This is a genomic window from Cupriavidus sp. CuC1, from assembly GCF_044627735.1.
Taxonomy (GTDB): domain Bacteria; phylum Pseudomonadota; class Gammaproteobacteria; order Burkholderiales; family Burkholderiaceae; genus Cupriavidus; species Cupriavidus ulmosensis.
In genome coordinates, this window is sequence record NZ_JBIUHC010000067.1 from 1 (window position 1) to 18,085 (window position 18,085).

The window sequence follows — 18,085 nt, forward strand, 5'->3', positions numbered from 1 at the left end:
GACCCTCTTGTAGTGGAGCGTTTTGCACTCCGCCCCAATTAAATCAAAGACTTACACTTCTAACTGTCGAACTCGGGAGGCCGCGCATTCAGATGCTGCCCGGCTTTGCGCTCGGGCACTTCGGTGCCTCGCTGGCGGAATTCAATCGGCGCTATCCGGCCATCCAGCTCGATGTGATCGTCAATGATCGAGTTGTCGATCCCATAGAAGAGGGTTTCGATGTTGCATTTCAGATCATCGCGCCTATTTCCGAATCGCTGATCGAGCGGCGTTTGTTCCCTGTGCGGCGCCTCTTTTGCGCCGCGCCTTCGTATCTGGACAATCACGGCACGCCGCAGCACGGGACGCAACGTTGGTCGGGCACTCGATCGGCGGTGGCGAGATCGCGCGCTACGTCAGTCGTCATGGCGGCGGACGTGTCGCGAAGGTGATTCTGATCGGCTCGGTAGCCCCCACGACCGCTGGCGTGCCCATGGAAATATTTGACGGAATCCGGAAGGCACTGGCCGACAATCGCGGGCAGTTCTTCAAAGATCTCGCTGGCCCGTTCCTTGGTATCAATCGTCCGAACGCCAGTGTTCCCCAAGGCACTGTTGACGCATTCTGGTTGCAGGGCATGTCTGGCGGCATCGTGGGGCAGATCGACTGCATTCGGGCATTCTCCGAGGTCGACTATACCGGGGACATGAAGAGGATTTCTGTGCCGACACTGATTCTCCACGGCGACGACGACCAGAATGTGCCAATCGAGATCTCCGCGCAGCAGTCAGTGAAGCTCATTCCGAACGCAACGCTGAAGGTGTACCCGGGCGGCTCGCATGGCATCGTCATGACCCATGTTCATGAGATCAATGCCGATATCCTCGGTTTCCTGAAGACCTGATCGCTTCCGATACGGGCGAGCGGCTCGAAGGAGACGGGCGCCTGGTTCCGGTTGTGGATAGCGTTTCCTTTGGCCCGCGCAGCGGATGCACATCGTCGACTGGAGTCGGCGGCCAATGTCGGCAGGATCATTCTGACGATGGACTCGGTAATCAATGGATCCCAAGCACGCGCCAGGTCAGGTGCAAGGGGATATCAGCGGGGGAGGGCTTCCCCCCGCTGACCGTACGATCAAGTGATTAGCGTCTGTGCGACAATCGCCGCCACCGCTACGCTTGAGGTGCTGATCGCCAGCCAGCATCCAAGCAGCAGGGCGCCATTGACCACGCTTCGAGCTGGTTTCATGTTGTGTGCTCCCGGGATTGACTGACGGTGCGCCTGAATCAGCGTTCGATGACCGGCGCGTGCACGGGCGCCAGCGATTCGTGCGGGGTTGCCGTGCGTTGCGCGGCCTTGTGGACCATCGTGTAGGCGTAGTCGACGCCCATGCCATAGGCGCCCGAGTGCTCCTTGGCCACGGCCATTACCTCGTCGTACGTTTCGCGGTTCTTCCAGTCGCGTTGCCACTCCAGCATGACCTGTTGCCAGGTCACGGGCACCACGCCTGCCTGGACCATGCGCTGCATGGCGTAGTCATGCGCTTCCTTGGTCGTGCCGCCCGAAGCGTCGGCCACCATGTAGATCTCGTAGTCACCTTCCAGCATCGCGCACAGCGCGAACGTGGTGTTGCAGACCTCGGTCCACAGGCCGGCCACCACCACTTTCTTGCGGCCATTGGCGGCCAGCGCGTCGCGCACCTTCTGGTCGTCCCAGGAGTTCATTGAGGTACGCTCCAGCGTTTGTTTGCCGGGGAAGACGTCGAGCAGTTCGGGGTAGGTGTAGCCCGAGAACGATTCAGACTCGACCGTGGTGATGGTGGTCGGCACCTCGAAGATCTTCGCCGCCTTGGCCAGGCCCACGACGTTGTTCTTCATGGTCTGGCGGTCCATCGACTGCACACCGAAGGCCATCTGGGGCTGGTGGTCGATGATGATCAATTGGCTGTTGCGCGGGGTCAGGACTTCAAGCTTGGCGTTCGACATGGTGCTCTCTCGGATGAAAATAATTCAATGATTTTGCGTTTGGAAATGGCAGCGCTTTGTTTGCTCGGTGGCGTTGTCGCGCTGTCCATGTGCAGAACTATAGCGATCGGAAGTGCGCGACAAGCCAGTCATGATTGTCAGTGTTGTTCAAAAAAATTGATGTTTCGGAGGTGAGGATGCGGGCGGGAGACTGGCATGAAGCATGGCCGCTGCCAGGCGCTGCGTGACAAGGACCATCTGCATGATCCGTGCTCCCGCCGCCCACCGCGCTCAGACAAGTGCCGGATAATCGGTGTAGCCAACGGTTGTTCCGCCGAAGAACGTGGCCGGATTCGGCGTGTTGAGCGCAGCCGAGGTCCTGATTCGATGAGGCAGGTCGGGATTGGCGATGAACGGCCGTCCGAATGCGATGATGTCGGCACGCCCGTCGGCAATCGCCTTTTCCGCGGATGCGCCGTCGTAGCCGCCCGCCAGCATCAGCACACCCCGGAATGCCGCACGCATCGTGCGGATCATGCTGTCCCAGCGCGGATCGGCGACTTCGTCCTTGACCGTGCCGACCATCGCGGGCTCCACCAGGTGCAGATACGCCAACGACCTGTCGCTGAGACGAAGCGCGATGTAGCCGAACGTGGCTTCTGGGGTGTCATCGCCCATACCCATGAAGCGGCCCATCGGCGTAAGCCGTACGGCCACGCGATCGGCGCCAATCTCCGCCGTCACGGCGTCGACTACCTCGAGCAGCAGGCGCGCGCGGTTCTCGATGCTGCCGCCGTAGGCGTCGGAGCGATGGTTGCTTTCCGAGTTGATGAATTGATCCAGCAGGTAGCCATTCCCCGCATGTATCTCCACGCCGTCCATGCCCGCGTCGATGGCATTGCGCGCGGCCTGACGGTAGTCCTGCACGATCTGCGCGATGCCCTCGACGGTCAGTGCCTGCGGCGTCGGGATTTCGCCCCACACGCCGTTGCCGTCCGCGTCGACAATGAACGTCTTGCCGGGCACCGGCAGCGCGCTGGGCGCTACCGGCAGCGCGCCGCCGGGCTGGAACGATGGGTGGGAGACGCGACCCACGTGCCATAGTTGCAGGAAGATCCTGCCGCCTTCGGCGTGCACGGCGTCGGCCACGGCGCGCCAGCCATCGATCTGCTCCGTCGTATGGATGCCGGGCGTCCACGCATAGCCCTGACCTTGTTGGGAGATCTGTGTGGCCTCGGTAATGATCAGCGCGGCCGAGGCGCGTTGCCGGTAGTACTCCACGTTCATGGCGGTGGGCACATTGCCCGGCTGGCCTGCGCGCGACCGTGTCAGCGGCGCCATGCCCACCCGGTGGTTCAGATGCAATTGCCCGATCTTGATGGGAGCAAACAGTTGGGATGTCATGACAAGGACTCCTGTTGACGGATTTCGATAAGGAACGGTCTTAGCGTCGGGAAGCCAGCGCCAGGGCTCCCAGCGATACCAGGGCGAGACCACTGCCAGTCGCGACGACGCCGGCCCAGCCCATATGCGTGTAGAGCGCGCTGGCAACCGCCGACCCCACCGCACCACCGGCAAAGATGGCCGTCATGTACAGGGCGTTCAGACGGCCGCGGCTGTTGGCATCGAGTGCGTAGATCGCACGTTGACCCAGCACCATGTTCATCTGCACGGCAAAGTCGAGCACGATGCCGGTCAGTGCGAGCAGATACAGACCGCCAGCGCCACCGACAATTCCCGGGATAAAACTAACGGCTGCCGCGATCATCGCAACGTATGAGGCGATGCGTGTGTGCCCCGCGTCAGCCAGCCGGCCAGCGATCGGAGCCGCCACCGCGCCGAGTGCCCCGACCAGCGCGAAGATGCCGATCTGCGATTGCGACAGGCCGTAGTGGCTCGTCAGCTCCATCGGCACTGCAGTCCAGAACAGGCTGAATGCGGCGAACAGCAGCCCCTGGTACAGCGCCCTCTGACGCAGTACCGGGTAGCGCGTGAACAGATGCCACAACGAGGCCAGCAGGTTGGCGTAGGTAGTGCGATGCTCCGGCACCCGGCGCGGCAGCGTCGTGGTGATGATCGCCACCGTGGCCAGCGTCATGGCGGAGGCGATGTAGAACACCGCGCGCCACCCGAAGTACTGGGCCAGCATGCTCGACAGGGGGCGCGACAGCAGGATGCCGGACAGCAGGCCGCCCATGATCGTTCCTACGGTACGCCCGCGGAGCGATTCGGGTGCAAGGTGTGCCGCGAGCGGAATCAGGATCTGCACGCTGACCGAGCTCAGGCCCAGCAGCAGCGACACCAGCAGGAACACGCCTGGCTGCGACGAGGTGGCGGCTCCCGCGAGACTGATGGCTGCGGCTACGCCGCTGATCGTCAGCAGGCGACGGTTTTCGAGGAGGTCGGCCAGCGGCACCAGGAAGAACAGGCCGACGGCATAGCCGATCTGGGTCAGCGACACGATCACGCTGGCGCTTTGCGCGGACAGGCCAACGGCCGGTGCAATGAGCTCGATGATCGGCTGGGCGTAGTAGAGGTTGGCGACCAGCACGCCGGCGCACAGCGAGAACAGCGCGATCAACGCACTGGACATCGGCGCCGCGGCATGGCCGACCTTGTTGAAGACGGGGGAGCTTGTGGTTTCCATGGCTATGGCTTTGGGTGTCAGGTTGCGATGTCCGAAGCTTAGGCGCTGGAAAGCGCAAGTTGAATCACAACGGGATGCAAGTCAGCGTTGCATGCCACGCAACGCCTCCGCCCCGATTAGGCTTGATTTTCGATCGATAAATGCAGCACTCGCCACGCCGCAGGTCTCTCGCTTTACCATTCCATGTGGGTGGGATGGCGACAGGCCATCGACGAACTGAACGCCGTGGCGCCCGACACGCCCGACGCCCAATCCGCTGGGCGGCGAGATCGTTCCAGAAGAACTCGACGCGCCGTTTCATGCGCGAGGTGAACCGCCTGGGCGTGACGGGCGTGATCGATGCCGGCGCCGGCTACCAGAACTACCCTGAGGACTACAGCGTCATCGAAGCACTGCACAAGGAAGGTCATCTCACGGTGCGCCTGGCCTACAAAAAAGGTTCATCCGACTTTCGTGTGGGTCAGCGCAGCCGGATGTAGGTTGAGACCACCGCAGTGGAAGTAGACGGCGATCTTGAAGTGGTCCGGATTGCGTGCGCGCGGCTTCGACAAGCCGGTCATTTTCATAACGGGCTTTGCCGAAGAGGGATCCGAGGAACGTGCCATGGCAGCCGGCGCGGCTTGCTTTCTAAAAAAGCCGTTTCAGGATACAGACATCATCCGGTGCATCGAGCAGGCCTTGCAGGTACGCCAGGGCGAGTCTGCCCCTTAGGCAGGCATAGAGGCAGGCCGAACTGGTGTCGACGGCCTGGGCATCGGCATCGACCTTCCGTGGCTCGGACAAGCGGGGCGGGGCCAACGGTGCCCGCATCCGTCTGGCGCCGCAAAAGGCATGGGCTGCCAACCAGCCTTCGCAATTGGCGAACGTGCCGAAGGTCCTGGAAGGCATCCAGTCCGAATTCAACGACGCCCAGTCGGGGAGCAGGAAGATCTCCTTGGCGGATCTGATCGTGCTGGCCGGTGGCACGGGCATCGAGCTCGCGGCGGAACGGGCTGGCCATCGGGTGACGGTGCCTTTCTCGCCGGGACGCATGGACGCGTCGCAGGAACAGACCGACGTGCAATCCTTCGATGCGCTCGAGCCGGTTGCCGATGGATTCCGCAACTACCTCAAGGGGAAGAACAGCATTCCTGCCGAGGCACTACTGATCGACAAGGCGCAATTGCTGACGCTGACCGCGCCCGAGGTGACAGCTCTCATCGGTGGGTTGCGCGTCCTGAACGTTCACGCGGGGGAGGGGGCTCACGGGGTCCTGACTGATCGGCCGGAAACATTGACCAATGACTTCTATCGAAACCTGCTCGACATGCGGACGCAATGGAGGCCCTTTTCGCCTTCCGGCGAGGTGTTCGAGGGATATGACCGCAAGACCGGTGAGCGGAAATGGACAGGTACGCGCGTCGATCCGATCTTCGGTTCGCATGCACAGCTTCGTGCGCCTGCTGAAGTTTACGCAAGCGACGATGCCGCGGAGAAGTTCATTCGTGATTTTGTCGCGGCATGGGTCAAAGTGATGAATCTTGATCGGTTCGACTTGGCTTGACGATTGGAAGATTCGTCATCCCTGTCACTCGCGCAGGCGCTCTAATTGTGCGCGGGTGGCAGGGTGAACTGAAAGACGGAGCCGAAAGGCGCATTCGCGCTTGCCCACAGTCGGCCTACGTGCGCTTCGACGATCATTCGGCAGATCGTGAGACCCATGCCCAGGCCTTCCGTCTTCGTTGTATAAAAGCCGTCGAAGATTCGGTCCTCAGCCTGTGGTTTCAGCCCGATGCCTGTATCGTGAACCGAGACCAGGGCGGCTCCGGCCGCGTCGCACCGGGACTGAATCAGCAGCACCCGGGGGCGATCGGTCACGTCCTTCATCGCCTCGATGCCGTTCATCAAGAGGTTTAGCAATACTTGCTGCAACTGCACCCGATCTCCCACGACCTGCGGGAGCTCGGCGGCCAGATCGGTCTGGACCAGGATTTGATGACGGATCACCTCGCAGTGGACGAGGGTTCTGGTCTCTTCGATGAGTCGGTTCAAGTCCAGCGCCACACTGACAGCGGTCGTCTTCCTGAACAGTGCACGCATCCCCCCGATCACCGAGCCGGCGCGATGCCCGGCCTGGACAATGCTCTCCACCGCATCGTGCACTTCCCCAAGATCGGGAGGCTGGCGGGCGAGCCAGCGCAGAGCCGAATTGGCGTTGGTGATGATGGTGGCCAGTGGCTGGTTGACCTCGTGGGCGATCGATGCTGTCAGTGCGTTCAACGTTGTTACCCGCGTGACGTGAGCAAGCTGGGCCTGCGCATGATGCAGAGCTTCTTCGGCGCGCTTGCGTTCAGTCAGGTTGAGCACGAAGGAGACACCCTGATCCTCGCTCTCTTCGAAGCTTGCGGACCCAATCAGCACGGGTACGCGGCTGCCATCCTTGCGGTAGAACTACTTCTCGAACGGCGGCGGCACGCTCCCGGTCAGCCTGAACTCCTGCGCCAGCCTGGTGTCGCGCTCATGCCATTCCGGAGGCGTCAGGTCCGCCCAATTGAGCCTGGCCGATACGAGATGGTCGCGGTGGTAGCCAAGCATGTGAAGGAACGCGTCGTTGGCCTCAAGAATGCGGCCGTCGAGGTGCCAGATGAAGATGCCTATGAAGTTGGCGTCCAACAGGCGTTGGAACTTCGCTTCGCGTTGTGCGAGATCGCGATACAGATGGGCGTTTTCGATCGCGGTTGCAGCTTGCGATGCGAGCAGCTTCAGTACCGCGGTCCGGGCCGGCGCAAAAACGCGCGGGGCAAGGTTGTTCTCGAGGTAGAGTACGCCAATCAGCTTGGCCTGAGTCAGCAATGGCAGGCACAGGATCGAACGGGCGTGTCGCCGCTGGATGTATGGATCGTCAGCGAACGCGTTCTGGGTAGTCGCATTGTCAAGGATGATGTTTTCTCGGGCGCGCAGCACATAGTGAAGCATCGATACAGGCAGCACCGCCGCGGAAACGCTCTCGTCGAGCAGTTGAACGGTGACTGCATCGCCGCGGGTTGTGGCTTCGGCAACGACGCGCAGATCGGTTCTTCGGGAAAGGACCAGCACTCCGCGCTCGGCGCCTGCCTGTTCAAGCGCCCTGCGCATGAGCGTGTCGAGCAGTTTGTCCAGCACCACTTCGCCCGAGATCGCCTGGGACACGGCAATTACCGTAGCAAGGTCCAGGCGTTCCAGCGGCAGGCCAATCGTCGCAGTCGGCGCAGGCGCGCTCTCTTCGCCGCAAAGGTGTGGATGGAGCCCGTCAAGTTGCCGAACCTTGCCGTCGGCGCCCCAACGTAGATAGCCGTGGCGGGCATCCTGCAGGTAGACCCTGGCGATCTTCTCAAAGCCCCGCACAGCGTAGAAGCGCGCTGCCAGTTCGTTAGCGAGCGCCTCGTTATGGATGAAATCACTGTCTCGCGCGCTGCGGATCGCCTGTTCGTAGAGGTTCATCGCATCGGTTTCGCGATCTTCGAGGCGTGCGAGCTCGGCACCCACCAATGCGGCGCGGGTCTGGAAATTCTCCGGACAATGTTCCGCCCAGAGCAGGAGTTGGCGATGGTGCTCGCTGATGATCCTTATATGCCGGATCCTTTCTGGCTCCGCGAGCGGGATGTCGTGAGCGGCGCGCGCCAGCGCGGCGTAGAAGTGGTACTCCGCTTGCTCGAAGAACGATGGACACGTCCACAGCAGCTGCTCCGCCCGATCTGCCGCCGCCAATGCGGTTGCATAATCGCCTGCAAGATAGCGAGCCTGCAGCTTGCGGACCCAGTACCAGCAGGTGGCGAGCGTGGGACCCGGAGGCTCATCAAGATATCGCTCGTATGACTCCTCATGGAAGCCGGCATCATTCAATGTACCGAAGACCGGAGTTCGTCCGCGCAGCGAGCGGGCCAACTGGAGCTGGGGCGTGACCCTGTCCACAGCCAGGCTGAACCTCGCCTTGTACGCAAAGTCGATCATGGCCTCGGCTTCGCGCTGCACCTCGGCGAGCGGCTCGCCAATGGCGAGCATCTGGGTAATGTGATTGTTGCGCGCGAAGGACGCATAGGTGAGGTCGCCGAGCTTGCTCGCCACGTCGAAAGCACGTTGCACCAGGCTGCGCGCGGTCCGAATCGGACGAGTCCACTGCATGACGTGGCCCCCGAACGCCTGGTAGACGCGGGCCTTGAAGCGGTCCAGTCCGTGCTGCTCCACCAGGTCCACGCCTAAACGGCCGAAGCGGAATGCGGCATCGTAGTCGCCGGATTGCGGTCCCAGGAGCAGGCCGAGCCAGGCATAGTTCAGGCACGATGCGTCGCAGTTGCCATGTTCAAGACTGAGGTTGGTCATCCGGCCGATGATGAGGGAGCCCAGGTCAACGTTCGTGTACCAGGCTGGCAGCATGAGCGCCGTCAGGACATCCATCGTGCCCCTGGAGACCTCATCCGTCATCAGTGGCAGGTCGCGCAGCGCCTCGATGGGGCGGTTGCCAATCAGCTGCCACATCTGGCCGTATTCACGCAGCACGTCTTCCTTGCTCGGTTGTGCCGGACAGTGGATATCGGCACGGCGCAGGTAGTCGAGGCCCACGTCGACGGCGCGCGCGCGTTGGCCGCAGGCCAGGAACAGCTCCAGTTGAAGCTGGGTGACGTGAGCCAGGTCAGGAAGGCTGCGGGCTCGATCCGCGAGGTCGGCAAGGCGCGCTTGCGCCACGGGCAAGGCGCCGGTCAGGAACTCACATTCGGCGCGGTGGAGATCGAGCGCAAAAGCCAGCTCGGGTCGGCGCTTCCAGGCGTCTCCCCGCAGGAGGGCAGCTCCGGCGGCAAGGCAGCTCAGCGCCGAGGCGTAGGCTGTTGCTGCCTTGGCGCGTTCGCCAGCGAGCAGGTTCAGCTCGGCCACTTGCTCGCGCTCGCTGGTAGTGTGAATCAGGGCGGCGCCGCGATTGAGTTGGCCGACGATCTCGAAGATGCGGTCCGGGACTGCCTCTGGCGGCGTGCCCGCGGCCAGTCGCCGGCCGATTTCAAGGTGTGCCGCCGGCCGCGCACCCTCGGGGATCAGCCGGTAGGCGGCCTCCTGGATGCGGTCGTGCTGGAAGCGGCAAGTACCCTCCTGGCGCACCACGAGCCCAGCGTGAATCGCCGGCCAAAGCGCTTCCTCAAGGAGAGTCTGGTCTCCTCCATGAACTATCGTCAGCAGCGCGGTCGCGGCCTCGTTGCCAAGACAGGCCAACAGTTGCAGTGCATCCCGTGTCCCCTCTGGAAGGCGCCCCAGTTTGCTGAGCATGAGGTCTGCCACATTTTCGGTGAACCCCTTGGCCAGAAATCTGCTCAAGGTCCCAGGACCAGCCCGCGACCCGTTGATCGAAGGCGAGCAACTCCTCGTCCGCCAGGGCCGTGAGGAACTGTACGGCGAAGAACGGATTGCCAGCGGTCTTGGCCTGTACGAGACCAGCCAGGGCAGCAACGCGCGCCGGCGGGCAGCGTAGGGCATCGGCGATTAGCCGGCCGACGTCGGTCACCCCAAGCGGGGCAAGCTTGATGTCACGCACCTGCCCACCGGCCTGGCGTATGGCCGACAATCGCTGTAGCAACGGATGGCTGGGCTTTACCTCATTGCTACGATAGGCGCCGACGAGCAGCAGATGGCGCATCTCTGATTGAGTCGCGAGGTATGCGAGCAGATCGAGCGTTCCCGTATCCAGCCACTGCAGATCGTCGAGAAAGAGCACCAGGGGGTGCTCGGCCCGGGCAAAGACGCCGAGCAGGCACTGGAATACCTGATGGAGGCGATGTTGCGTGTCCCTTGGCGGCAAGGCTGCTACAGGCGGCTGCGGCCCCAGGATCAACTCGAGTTCTGGAATGAGGGGCGCCAGTAGTGCGCCATTCGGCCCCAGCGCCGTGTCCAGTGCCTGGCGCCATGGCTCGAGCTCTGCCTCGCTCTTGCCCAGCAGTGGGAGAATCAGGTTCTGCAGCACCTGTGCCAGCGTGGCATAGGGGATGTCTCGCTTGAATTGATCGAACTTGCCCGATGCAAAAAGTCCACAACGGGATACCACGGCCTGGCGCAATTCATGTACGACCGAAGTCTTGCCGATCCCGGAATACCCCGAAACCAGCACAAGCTCCGGCGCGCTGTCTGCCATTACCCGATCATAGGCAGCAAGTAACGCCTGTATTTCGCGCTCACGTCCATGGAGCCGCGACGGGGTCATCGGCCGCTCGGGCACGTCATGCGCGCCAAGCGGGAACGCATCAATGCGGCTCCGGTTCTCCCATTCAACCTGACAGCGCCGCAGGTCAGCTTCCAGCCCTGCCGCCGTCTGGTAGCGTTCCTCTGCTGGTTTGGCAAGCAGCCTCAGCACCAGGTCGGAGAGCAACTCCGGGATACCCGGTATCCGCTGCACTGGCGGCATCGGTTGCCGGGCCAGGTGGCAGTGCACCAGGCCCATCGGGTCGTCGGTAGCGAATGGCAATACGCCAGTCAGCATTTGATAAAGGGTGACGCCGAATGCATAAAGGTCGCTGCGGGCATCGATCGGCCGGTTCATGCGCCCGGTTTGCTCGGGGGCCATATAGGCCAGCGTGCCGGTAATCTCCTCGGCCGGACCTGGTGCGTGGCGCTCGCGTGCCAGGCGCGAGGCAAGGCCGAAGCCGGTGAGCCGGGCCGACCCAAGGTTATCGTTCACCAGGATGTGGGCTGGCTGAGGTCCTTGTGAATCAGGCGTCGCCGATGGAGCTGGCTCAGGGCCGCGGCGATGCTGATGGCCAGGCGCAGGAAGCGGCCCAACTCCATGGGAGAACCCAGCAGCCCGGCTAGCGGCTCGCCACCAAGGTCCTCGAGCAGCAGTGCTGTGTGACCGTTTTCGCACACAAGCTCCAGCGGTCGGGCCGCCCATGTCCCATCCAACTCCTCCTTCAGCCCATATTCGTGCGTGAGGCGGGAGAGATTGGAGGAAGTCGGGCGCTCGGTAGCGGGCCAGACCCGCCAGAACAGGCGTTTGCTGGCCGTCGAGTTCGATGATCCAGCGGCCGAGAACGCGGTCGCTATCCTTCCACAGGACCCGGGAACGGACATCCCCCTCGGCGCAGAAACGGAACGATGGCTTCATCTGCCGTGCCCCACCTTTAGTTCGGTAGCAGATGCGGGCATGCCGCCACGGTGCGCCGGATAGCCTGCGGCAGAAGGTTTGCTTTCGAGGCGGGCGGCGCTGAATAGATGGTTGCAGACGGAATGGATGTGGCACTCTCGTGCGGCTCGTGCCCCCATGCTTCCAGCAATGGCGAGGACCCGGGCGAACGTCGCTAGCATCGCAGTCATGCTTGGCCCTCCCCTTGGCATGCGTGACGCGCGCCAGCCGAATCTACTCAGTGCCGGAGGAACGCCGCGTCAACGGCAATGTACGTGGGGTGCCAGCCCGCTGGCTTGAATTTCTGTGCTCTTCCTTGTTCTATTGTGCGCAAGACAGCGGTAATGGAGCCCAGAGGGGAAAATCAGGGCACCAGGTCCTGCTGCGTGCGTCGCCAGTTACCCGGTGTCAGGCCAAGACTCTTGGAGAAGCTGCGCGTGAGATGACTTTGATCGGCAAAGCCACATGAAGCGGCGACACCTGCGATCGGAAGCTCCGTGGTGCTAAGGAGCGCCGCCGCGCGCTCGAGGCGACGCTCCAGCAGCCATTCATGCGGCGTCTTGCCAGTACTCTGGCGAAACGCCCGCGAAAAATGGCTTCGGGACAATTGACAGGCATCGGCGACTTCGGCAATGGACACGGTGCTGTCGTCCAGCCGTGCGGCGAGATACTCTTGCGCCCGCGCCAGTATGCGGGAAGAAAGCCGGCCCATTGGGCGAATGCGCCCGGGGTTGACAGCTCCATAATACTCGACCAGATGTGTTCCGATCGCGTGTCCGAGTTGATCGATAAACAATCGGCTTGCACCGTGAGCGCCTTCGAGAGCCGGCAGGAGTGCCTGGGCGAGATGCGCCAGCACAGGGTCGCGCAGCGCCGCGGCGTGACGCAACTCGATACTTGCGGGGCAGCCCAATTCCAGGGCTGTCCGCTCGATGAACAGGGAGGGGAGTTCGATCAGTACGAAATCGAAGGTGCCGGAGAGATCGGCCTTGTAGTCATCCTGGAAGTTGCGCAAGTAAATGGAGCCTGCTTCAAACGCATGCGTGCTTGCGCGATTCTGATGGAAGATGCGTCGGCGATGCCCATCCATCAGCGACACGCCTGCCAGAAATCCACGTCCGGAAGCTGGCGTCACCACCTGACTTACGTGCTCGACCGCCGAGCTTTTGCGAAAAAAGCAAAGATCTCCGGCAGCGAGCGCCTGATCGTGGAGCAATGCTTGCGCCATGCAGCCCAATGAGTCGCGCTGTATGGCCCGCTCGGCAGATTCTTGGTTGGAAATGGGCAATCGCATGCGGAGAGTCCAGGTCATTGCACCAAGTCAGACACGACAAGGCGTCTGGCTTTACTAACAATGCATCGATGCCGGCTGGCTATCGATTTGCGGGTCGTCAGCAATCAGGAAACGCTCTGGACGTGGATACTATCACCGGCATGCTTGTTCTGCATACATTGTCACCGGGGCGATGCGGCAGGGCGGGCAGGCATCCGGGCCGCAGCGTACAAGGATGTCTGTACCCAACTGGGGTAATTCGGGTTTGACGCAATTTATTGGTGTGGCTTGCGGGATTCCGGCAACAATTCTGCCAATCGGCGCAAATCTGGGAAGTAACCGAGCGTGTGCAGCGTCATCGCGACGAAATCCAATCACCCAATTGGCATCTGCAGGGCTGATCAATGACAGCCCTGGCTGCTGTATGCAGAAATCTGGCGCTTTGGTGTAGAACGCCCTAAGCCCTGCGACCCGGCAGGGAGTCTGCCAAGGCTGCGGGGGATGTCAGCGGGGGAGGGCTTCCCCCCCCCCCCGCTAACCGTACGATCATGCGATCAGCGTCCTGGCGACGATCCTGGGAGTGACTGACGGTGCACCTGGTTCGGCGCTCGATGACCGGCGCATGCACCGGTGCAAGCGATGCATGCGGCGCGGCAGTGCATTGCGCAGGCCCAGCAGGCGGCGTCGCATCAGGAACGGCAACAACTAGAATTAAGTTCGGAACTCCCGCCCGCAAGGGCACTCCCCGGCCGAGGAAAATCATGACAAGAATTCTCGCGGCAGCGATTCTCAGCGCACTGACTCTTGGCGTGCTGGGCTGTGCAAGTCATGTTGTAAGCGCCGAACAATCGCAACGATTCTCGAGCGATCCGTATAACTATGAGCTGAGCAAAAATCTCTAGCGTGCGGCCCTGAAGGCCGCACCTGCTTGCTCTTCGCGGGTCCTTGCGGTCTGCGGGGGGGATTTGCTTGCCAAAAAGTGCCGGGCGCCGCCCCAGAGCCGGAGTCGAGATTGGCCGTTCACCAACCGGTGTCACACTGCTTGCGAAAAACGCAACTAACGTCTTCGCTGGGCTTCTTGCGTGCCCCAGCGCCTTTCCGGACTTGACTGCAATTGGCGGGACGATTGGGTTAATACTTCCTTTCTTCTTGCTCGTACCCTTGCAGCGCGGCAATTGACCGCGCGAACTACCACACCGCTGCGCACGGTGGATGGGACAAGGAGAGAGCATGAAGAAGCTGGGAGCATTTTTGTTGGCGGCAGCAGCTGTCACGCCGGGTTTGGCAAGCGCACAGAGCGGAGTCACACTCTATGGCGTGGCCGATCAGTACATTGAGTACGTCAAGTCTGGCGGTAAGCACGCCGCGCGCGTGGAGGACGGCGGCCTTTACCAATCCCGCTGGGGCTTGCGTGGCAAGGAGGATCTGGGTTCCGGCGTGTCTGCCGTGTTTACGCTGGAGACCGGGCTCGCGTTGGACTCGGGTACCGTGCAACAAGGTGGCCGGCTGTTTGGCCGGCAGGCCTGGGTAGGCCTGAGCAGCACGCAGTGGGGGGCGGTGACATTGGGCCGGCAGAATACCCCTATCTACTACATCGAGGGGCAGGCGTCAGCCTTTGGCTTCTCGCCGTATGGCCCGCTTGGGCGTTTGCAGAACAGCGGCCCCGCGGGCAGTAGCCTTACTGCCCGCGCCGACAATTCCATCCGGTATGAGAGCCCCGACCTGGCGGGCTTTCAAGCTAGTCTGATTTATTCGCTCGGGGCCGAGCGCACGGCGCCACCGCGCGACGCTGACTGGCTGAAGGCGGTGGGACTTACCTATGGCAGAGGGCCGCTCTGGCTCGGCCTGGCCTATGAGAGCGGCGTCGCGGATGCCGATCGGGACGAGCGTGCAATCGGGGGAACGTATGAGTTCCCGTGGTTGAAAGTATTCGTAAACGGGCGTCAGGCAACACGTTGGAATCCGGGGCAGGCTACGATCAAGGACCGCGGCTACCATGTCGGCGTTTCCGTACCTGTGGGTCCAAGCGGGCTGGTGCTGCTGGCGTATGGCATGCAGCGCACGGTTGGTACGTCGAACCGGGGCGACCAGGCATCCCTGGGCTACCAACATAATCTGTCCAAGCGCACGACACTATACGCAAATGCCAGCAAGATCTGGAACAAGGGTCAGGCCAACTACACGTTCTCAAACTTCCCCAATGACGTTTCACCCGCTGGTGCATCCAACCCGCAGGGCGTGATGTTTGGCATGCGCCAACTGTTCTGATGCAAAGATTGGACGATCTGATAAAACACTGTTCGCAGCTGGGGCGATAGTTTGCCCTGGCGTGGCCGACTGGGCGATACCTCCTGCAGCCGCCCATTCGGCCTTTGCGAGTTCTTATGCTGGTCGGCTGCTCCCTTCTGCAGCCTTGCCCGTTGGGGAAGACGAACGATGCGATACCTAGTGCTGGTGGCGGCTGCATTGCAGCTGTGCGGCTCCCTTCCGGCTTGCGCAGAGCAAGCAGTACAAGGAAAGGGACTTGGCCTGGAAACAGCCAGTCATCTCGTTAGTGCCGCGGCGCAGTTCGCCGGGCAGAAGAAGACACCCGTCAGCATTGTCGTCGTGGATGCCGCAGGCCACTTCGTGACTGGCGTGCGGATGGACGGAGCCCCGTTTGCGACATTCGATGTCGCTCGCGGCAAGGCGTTGGCGACAGCGGCCACCGGCGGAGCATCTGGTGCCGAACTGGCCCAGCGCTATCGAGCCAATCCTATTGTCTTCGGGCAGATGAGTTCCCTCGTCTATGGTGGTCCTCTTTTTCCGTCGCAAGGCTCGCTCGGGATCTATATCGGCGGTCAATTGGCTGGTGCTGTTGGCGTCAGCGGGGGGCCGTCAGACATGGACGAGGAGGCGGGCAGGCGTGGCATCGCCGCGATCGGTGCAACGGAAACCCCATAGGGGCAGACGTTGCGAATCCCGTCTTCGGGTAAGTCGCCGGCCGTTCAGTGGCCGGCGCTTCTCGCCTCAGATCCTGCCAGCCAAACCGGCAAGAAAGCCCTCGACTCGCGTGGCCAAATCGACTGGCGCTTCGTTCATGGGGTAGTGACCCGCATTACCAATGACCTCGATTTCCGCATTCAGAAACAACCTGCCGTAGGTCTCTTCCATTAACGCCGCGGTCAGCGACGGATCATGTTCCCCGACCAGCACCAGTGTGGGAATTTCGATGCCCGCAATTCGCCCCGACAGGTCGGTGTCTGCCCATGCCTGAAAGTAGGCGGCAAACGCCGCGACCTCGGAGTGCTCGATGGAATCCTGTGCCATTCGCGCGAGCCATGCCCGCCCAAGCCGGTTACCCGTGGTGGTATCGATGATCCCGATTCTGGCTTCCACGCTGCGGGCGGCGCTCTCGAACAGCGTTCGCGTGGAAGCATCGAACTCGACAGGTGTCGGTGGAACAGGTGTGATACCCACCATTGCCGTAATGCGCTCGGGGGCAAGGACGGAGACGGCCTGCATGGCCTTCCCACCCATCGAATGGCCGAGCAATGCGAAGCGGTCCCATCCAAGCCCATCTGCAAGGGCCAACGTGTCCTTGGCAATTTCGCCAATGCTGAAGGTGCCTTCACGATCGCGACGGGATCCATAGCCCCGATAGTCGATGAAAGCATAGGTGAAGGTCTCCACATCGATTTCACCTGGAAAGTTTCCCCAGCTTCGCGCATGACCAAACCAGCCATGCAAGGCGATGACATGTATGGGTCCATGGCCAACTAAAACGAGGTCTTTCGTATCCATTTATCTTCCCTTTCTTGATGGACGGATCTCAATCCTGCACCAGGAGTCGTTGCATGCGATCGCACCCGACGCATTTTGCGGAGGATTCGGTAAATGTCCGGGACAGCCTGCCAGGCAAAAATGATGGACTTCCTGGTAAATGGCTAGTCGGTAAGGAAAACGCCATTCCGTCGGATCGGTAAAGTAGGGAGCAAGACGTAACCGGTGCGTACTGGCATCACGAAATCAAGGAGACATGATCATATGTTGAGTCTTAATACCCCGGCGCTTCGGGTGGCATCAGCCAGGCTAGCCATACTTGCAAGTCTGGCCGCCGCAATGCTCGGAGTCCTGCCTGGCAGTGAGAGCGCGGCATCAGCGGCCGAACCTGCGTCGGCAAGCTGGAAGCCTGCAAAGCCCGTTACCTTCATCGTTCCCTTCCCTCCAGCCGGCATCAATGACGTGCTGGCCAGAACGCTGGCGCAGCGGTTGTCGAATGTGCTCGGCCAACCCGTCGTGGTTGAGAACAGGCCCGGCGCAAGTGGAAACATCGGTGCCGAGGCAATCGTGCGAGCCGCACCAGACGGGCAGACGATTGGAATTCTCAACAGCATTCATGCGGTCAACGCCGCCTTCTACAGGAAGCTTCCATATAACGTCACGCGTGATCTGACACCCGTGGCCCCGCTTGGGGAATCTCCGCTGGTACTGGTGACCAATCCACACACGCCATACAAGTCTGTTCCCGAGCTGATTGCGTTTGCCAAGGCAAATCCAGGCAAGGTGAATTACGGAGGACCCACGAGCTACCCGCTCGAGATGATCAAGACGATGGCTGGCGTGGACATCACCAATATTCCGTACAAGGGTAGCGGTCCAACCATCAATGACATGATTGCAGGCCACATTGATCTGGCAACCGGCCCGTTGCTGGAGTACATGCCGCATGTGAAGTCCGGCAAGTTGCGGCTGCTCGCAGTCGGGACACCAAGTCGCCTGAAGTCCATGCCTGATGTGCCGACGATTGCCGAAGCCATCCCGGGTTACGACATCACGGTCTGGTATGGATTGTTCGCGCCCAAGGGTACTCCCGCGCCGGTCATAGAACGGTTGCGCGACGCAACCAGGAACGTCATGAATGATCCTGAAGTTCGCAAATACATGGCTGAACTGAGTGTGGACATCACTTTCAGCCAGTCTGGCTCCAACGCCTTATCCAGTCGCTTGTCCAGCGAGACCGAGCGCGCCAGGGGAATTGTCGCCAAAACGGGCGCCTATCTGAATTGAGCCAGTCAATCTTCCGAGGGGACATCATTGTGAGACGCCGTCCGACACGCCGAACCCAC

15 protein-coding genes and 4 pseudogenes are annotated in these 18,085 nt (G+C 61.7%); 10 read left to right on the forward strand and 9 right to left on the reverse strand.

The genetic code is table 11. The features are described from left to right. Positions 1-74: 74 nt before the first annotated feature. From ACGLHR_RS26280 to ACGLHR_RS26290, 3 genes and pseudogenes are all read left to right on the forward strand, one after another. A pseudogene (locus ACGLHR_RS26280) lies at positions 75-341 on the forward strand (LysR substrate-binding domain-containing protein); the annotation flags it as partial. Positions 342-352: 11 nt separating this feature from the next. Then, positions 353-883: an alpha/beta fold hydrolase gene (locus tag ACGLHR_RS26285; RefSeq protein WP_400097010.1), complete on the forward strand. Its 531-nt coding sequence runs from the start codon at positions 353-355 to the stop codon at positions 881-883. Positions 884-921: 38 nt separating this feature from the next. After that, positions 922-1,105: pseudogene (locus tag ACGLHR_RS26290) on the forward strand (zinc-binding dehydrogenase); the annotation flags it as partial. Positions 1,106-1,265: 160 nt separating this feature from the next. On the opposite strand, the gene ACGLHR_RS26295 reads toward ACGLHR_RS26290, so the two are convergent. The 3 genes from ACGLHR_RS26295 to ACGLHR_RS26305 all read right to left on the reverse strand — a co-directional run bounded on the left by ACGLHR_RS26295 (position 1,266) and on the right by ACGLHR_RS26305 (position 4,590). Further along, positions 1,266-1,964 carry a hydrolase gene (locus ACGLHR_RS26295; RefSeq protein ID WP_318235125.1) on the reverse strand — a complete coding sequence of 233 codons (699 nt, stop codon included), beginning with the start codon at positions 1,962-1,964 and terminating at the stop codon, positions 1,266-1,268. A gap of 270 nt (positions 1,965-2,234) precedes the next feature. Then, positions 2,235-3,347, reverse strand: a complete 1,113-nt coding sequence (locus tag ACGLHR_RS26300) for an alkene reductase (protein ID WP_318235126.1) — start codon at positions 3,345-3,347, stop codon at positions 2,235-2,237. A gap of 40 nt (positions 3,348-3,387) precedes the next feature. After that, positions 3,388-4,590 (reverse strand): MFS transporter, encoded by a 1,203-nt coding sequence (locus tag ACGLHR_RS26305; RefSeq protein WP_400097013.1) that lies wholly within the window; start codon positions 4,588-4,590, stop codon positions 3,388-3,390. A gap of 272 nt (positions 4,591-4,862) precedes the next feature. Here ACGLHR_RS26305 and ACGLHR_RS26310 point away from each other — a divergent pair. From ACGLHR_RS26310 to ACGLHR_RS26320, 3 genes and pseudogenes are all read left to right on the forward strand, one after another. Then, a pseudogene (locus ACGLHR_RS26310) lies at positions 4,863-5,045 on the forward strand (amidohydrolase family protein); the annotation flags it as partial. Between the two features lie 58 nt (positions 5,046-5,103). Beyond that, positions 5,104-5,301, forward strand: coding sequence for a hypothetical protein (locus tag ACGLHR_RS26315; RefSeq protein WP_400097015.1), 198 nt, complete (start codon positions 5,104-5,106; stop codon positions 5,299-5,301). A gap of 16 nt (positions 5,302-5,317) precedes the next feature. Next, positions 5,318-6,133: pseudogene (locus ACGLHR_RS26320) on the forward strand (peroxidase family protein); the annotation flags it as partial. 41 nt (positions 6,134-6,174) lie between these two features. Here the strand turns inward: ACGLHR_RS26320 and ACGLHR_RS26325 are convergent. The 5 genes from ACGLHR_RS26325 to ACGLHR_RS26345 form a co-directional block, all read right to left on the reverse strand. After that, positions 6,175-6,990, reverse strand: a complete 816-nt coding sequence (locus ACGLHR_RS26325) for a sensor histidine kinase (protein ID WP_400097017.1) — start codon at positions 6,988-6,990, stop codon at positions 6,175-6,177. Between the two features lie 30 nt (positions 6,991-7,020). Further along, the gene (locus ACGLHR_RS26330) at positions 7,021-9,084 is read right to left on the reverse strand and encodes a GAF domain-containing protein (RefSeq protein WP_400097089.1); all 2,064 of its coding nucleotides are present in this window, start codon (positions 9,082-9,084) and stop codon (positions 7,021-7,023) included. A 649-nt stretch (positions 9,085-9,733) separates the two neighbouring features. Then, positions 9,734-11,263 (reverse strand): ATP-binding protein, encoded by a 1,530-nt coding sequence (locus ACGLHR_RS26335; protein ID WP_400097018.1) that lies wholly within the window; start codon positions 11,261-11,263, stop codon positions 9,734-9,736. Next, the gene (locus ACGLHR_RS26340) at positions 11,260-11,448 is read right to left on the reverse strand and encodes a hypothetical protein (protein WP_400097020.1); all 189 of its coding nucleotides are present in this window, start codon (positions 11,446-11,448) and stop codon (positions 11,260-11,262) included. The genes ACGLHR_RS26335 and ACGLHR_RS26340 overlap by 4 nt, the downstream gene beginning before the upstream one ends. Positions 11,449-12,068: 620 nt before the next feature. Then, positions 12,069-12,998: a helix-turn-helix domain-containing protein gene (locus ACGLHR_RS26345; RefSeq protein WP_400097022.1), complete on the reverse strand. Its 930-nt coding sequence runs from the start codon at positions 12,996-12,998 to the stop codon at positions 12,069-12,071. Positions 12,999-13,738: 740 nt separating this feature from the next. On the opposite strand from ACGLHR_RS26345, the gene ACGLHR_RS26350 reads away from it, so the two are divergent. From ACGLHR_RS26350 to ACGLHR_RS26360, 3 genes are all read left to right on the forward strand, one after another. Continuing rightward, on the forward strand, positions 13,739-13,879 hold the full coding sequence (locus ACGLHR_RS26350) for a hypothetical protein (RefSeq protein ID WP_267603282.1): 141 nt from the start codon (positions 13,739-13,741) through the stop codon (positions 13,877-13,879). A 328-nt stretch (positions 13,880-14,207) separates the two neighbouring features. Further along, the gene (locus tag ACGLHR_RS26355; protein ID WP_400097025.1) at positions 14,208-15,245 is read left to right on the forward strand and encodes a porin; all 1,038 of its coding nucleotides are present in this window, start codon (positions 14,208-14,210) and stop codon (positions 15,243-15,245) included. A 168-nt stretch (positions 15,246-15,413) separates the two neighbouring features. Next, on the forward strand, positions 15,414-15,920 hold the full coding sequence (locus tag ACGLHR_RS26360) for a heme-binding protein (RefSeq protein ID WP_400097027.1): 507 nt from the start codon (positions 15,414-15,416) through the stop codon (positions 15,918-15,920). 66 nt (positions 15,921-15,986) lie between these two features. Here the strand turns inward: ACGLHR_RS26360 and ACGLHR_RS26365 are convergent, their stop codons facing one another. Continuing rightward, positions 15,987-16,760: an alpha/beta fold hydrolase gene (locus tag ACGLHR_RS26365; protein ID WP_400097029.1), complete on the reverse strand. Its 774-nt coding sequence runs from the start codon at positions 16,758-16,760 to the stop codon at positions 15,987-15,989. A gap of 243 nt (positions 16,761-17,003) precedes the next feature. Between ACGLHR_RS26365 and ACGLHR_RS26370 the strand changes: the two genes are divergently transcribed. After that, entirely contained in the window at positions 17,004-18,026 is a 1,023-nt protein-coding gene (locus ACGLHR_RS26370; RefSeq protein ID WP_400097030.1) for a Bug family tripartite tricarboxylate transporter substrate binding protein, read from the forward strand. The last annotated feature ends 59 nt before the right edge of the window (positions 18,027-18,085 follow it).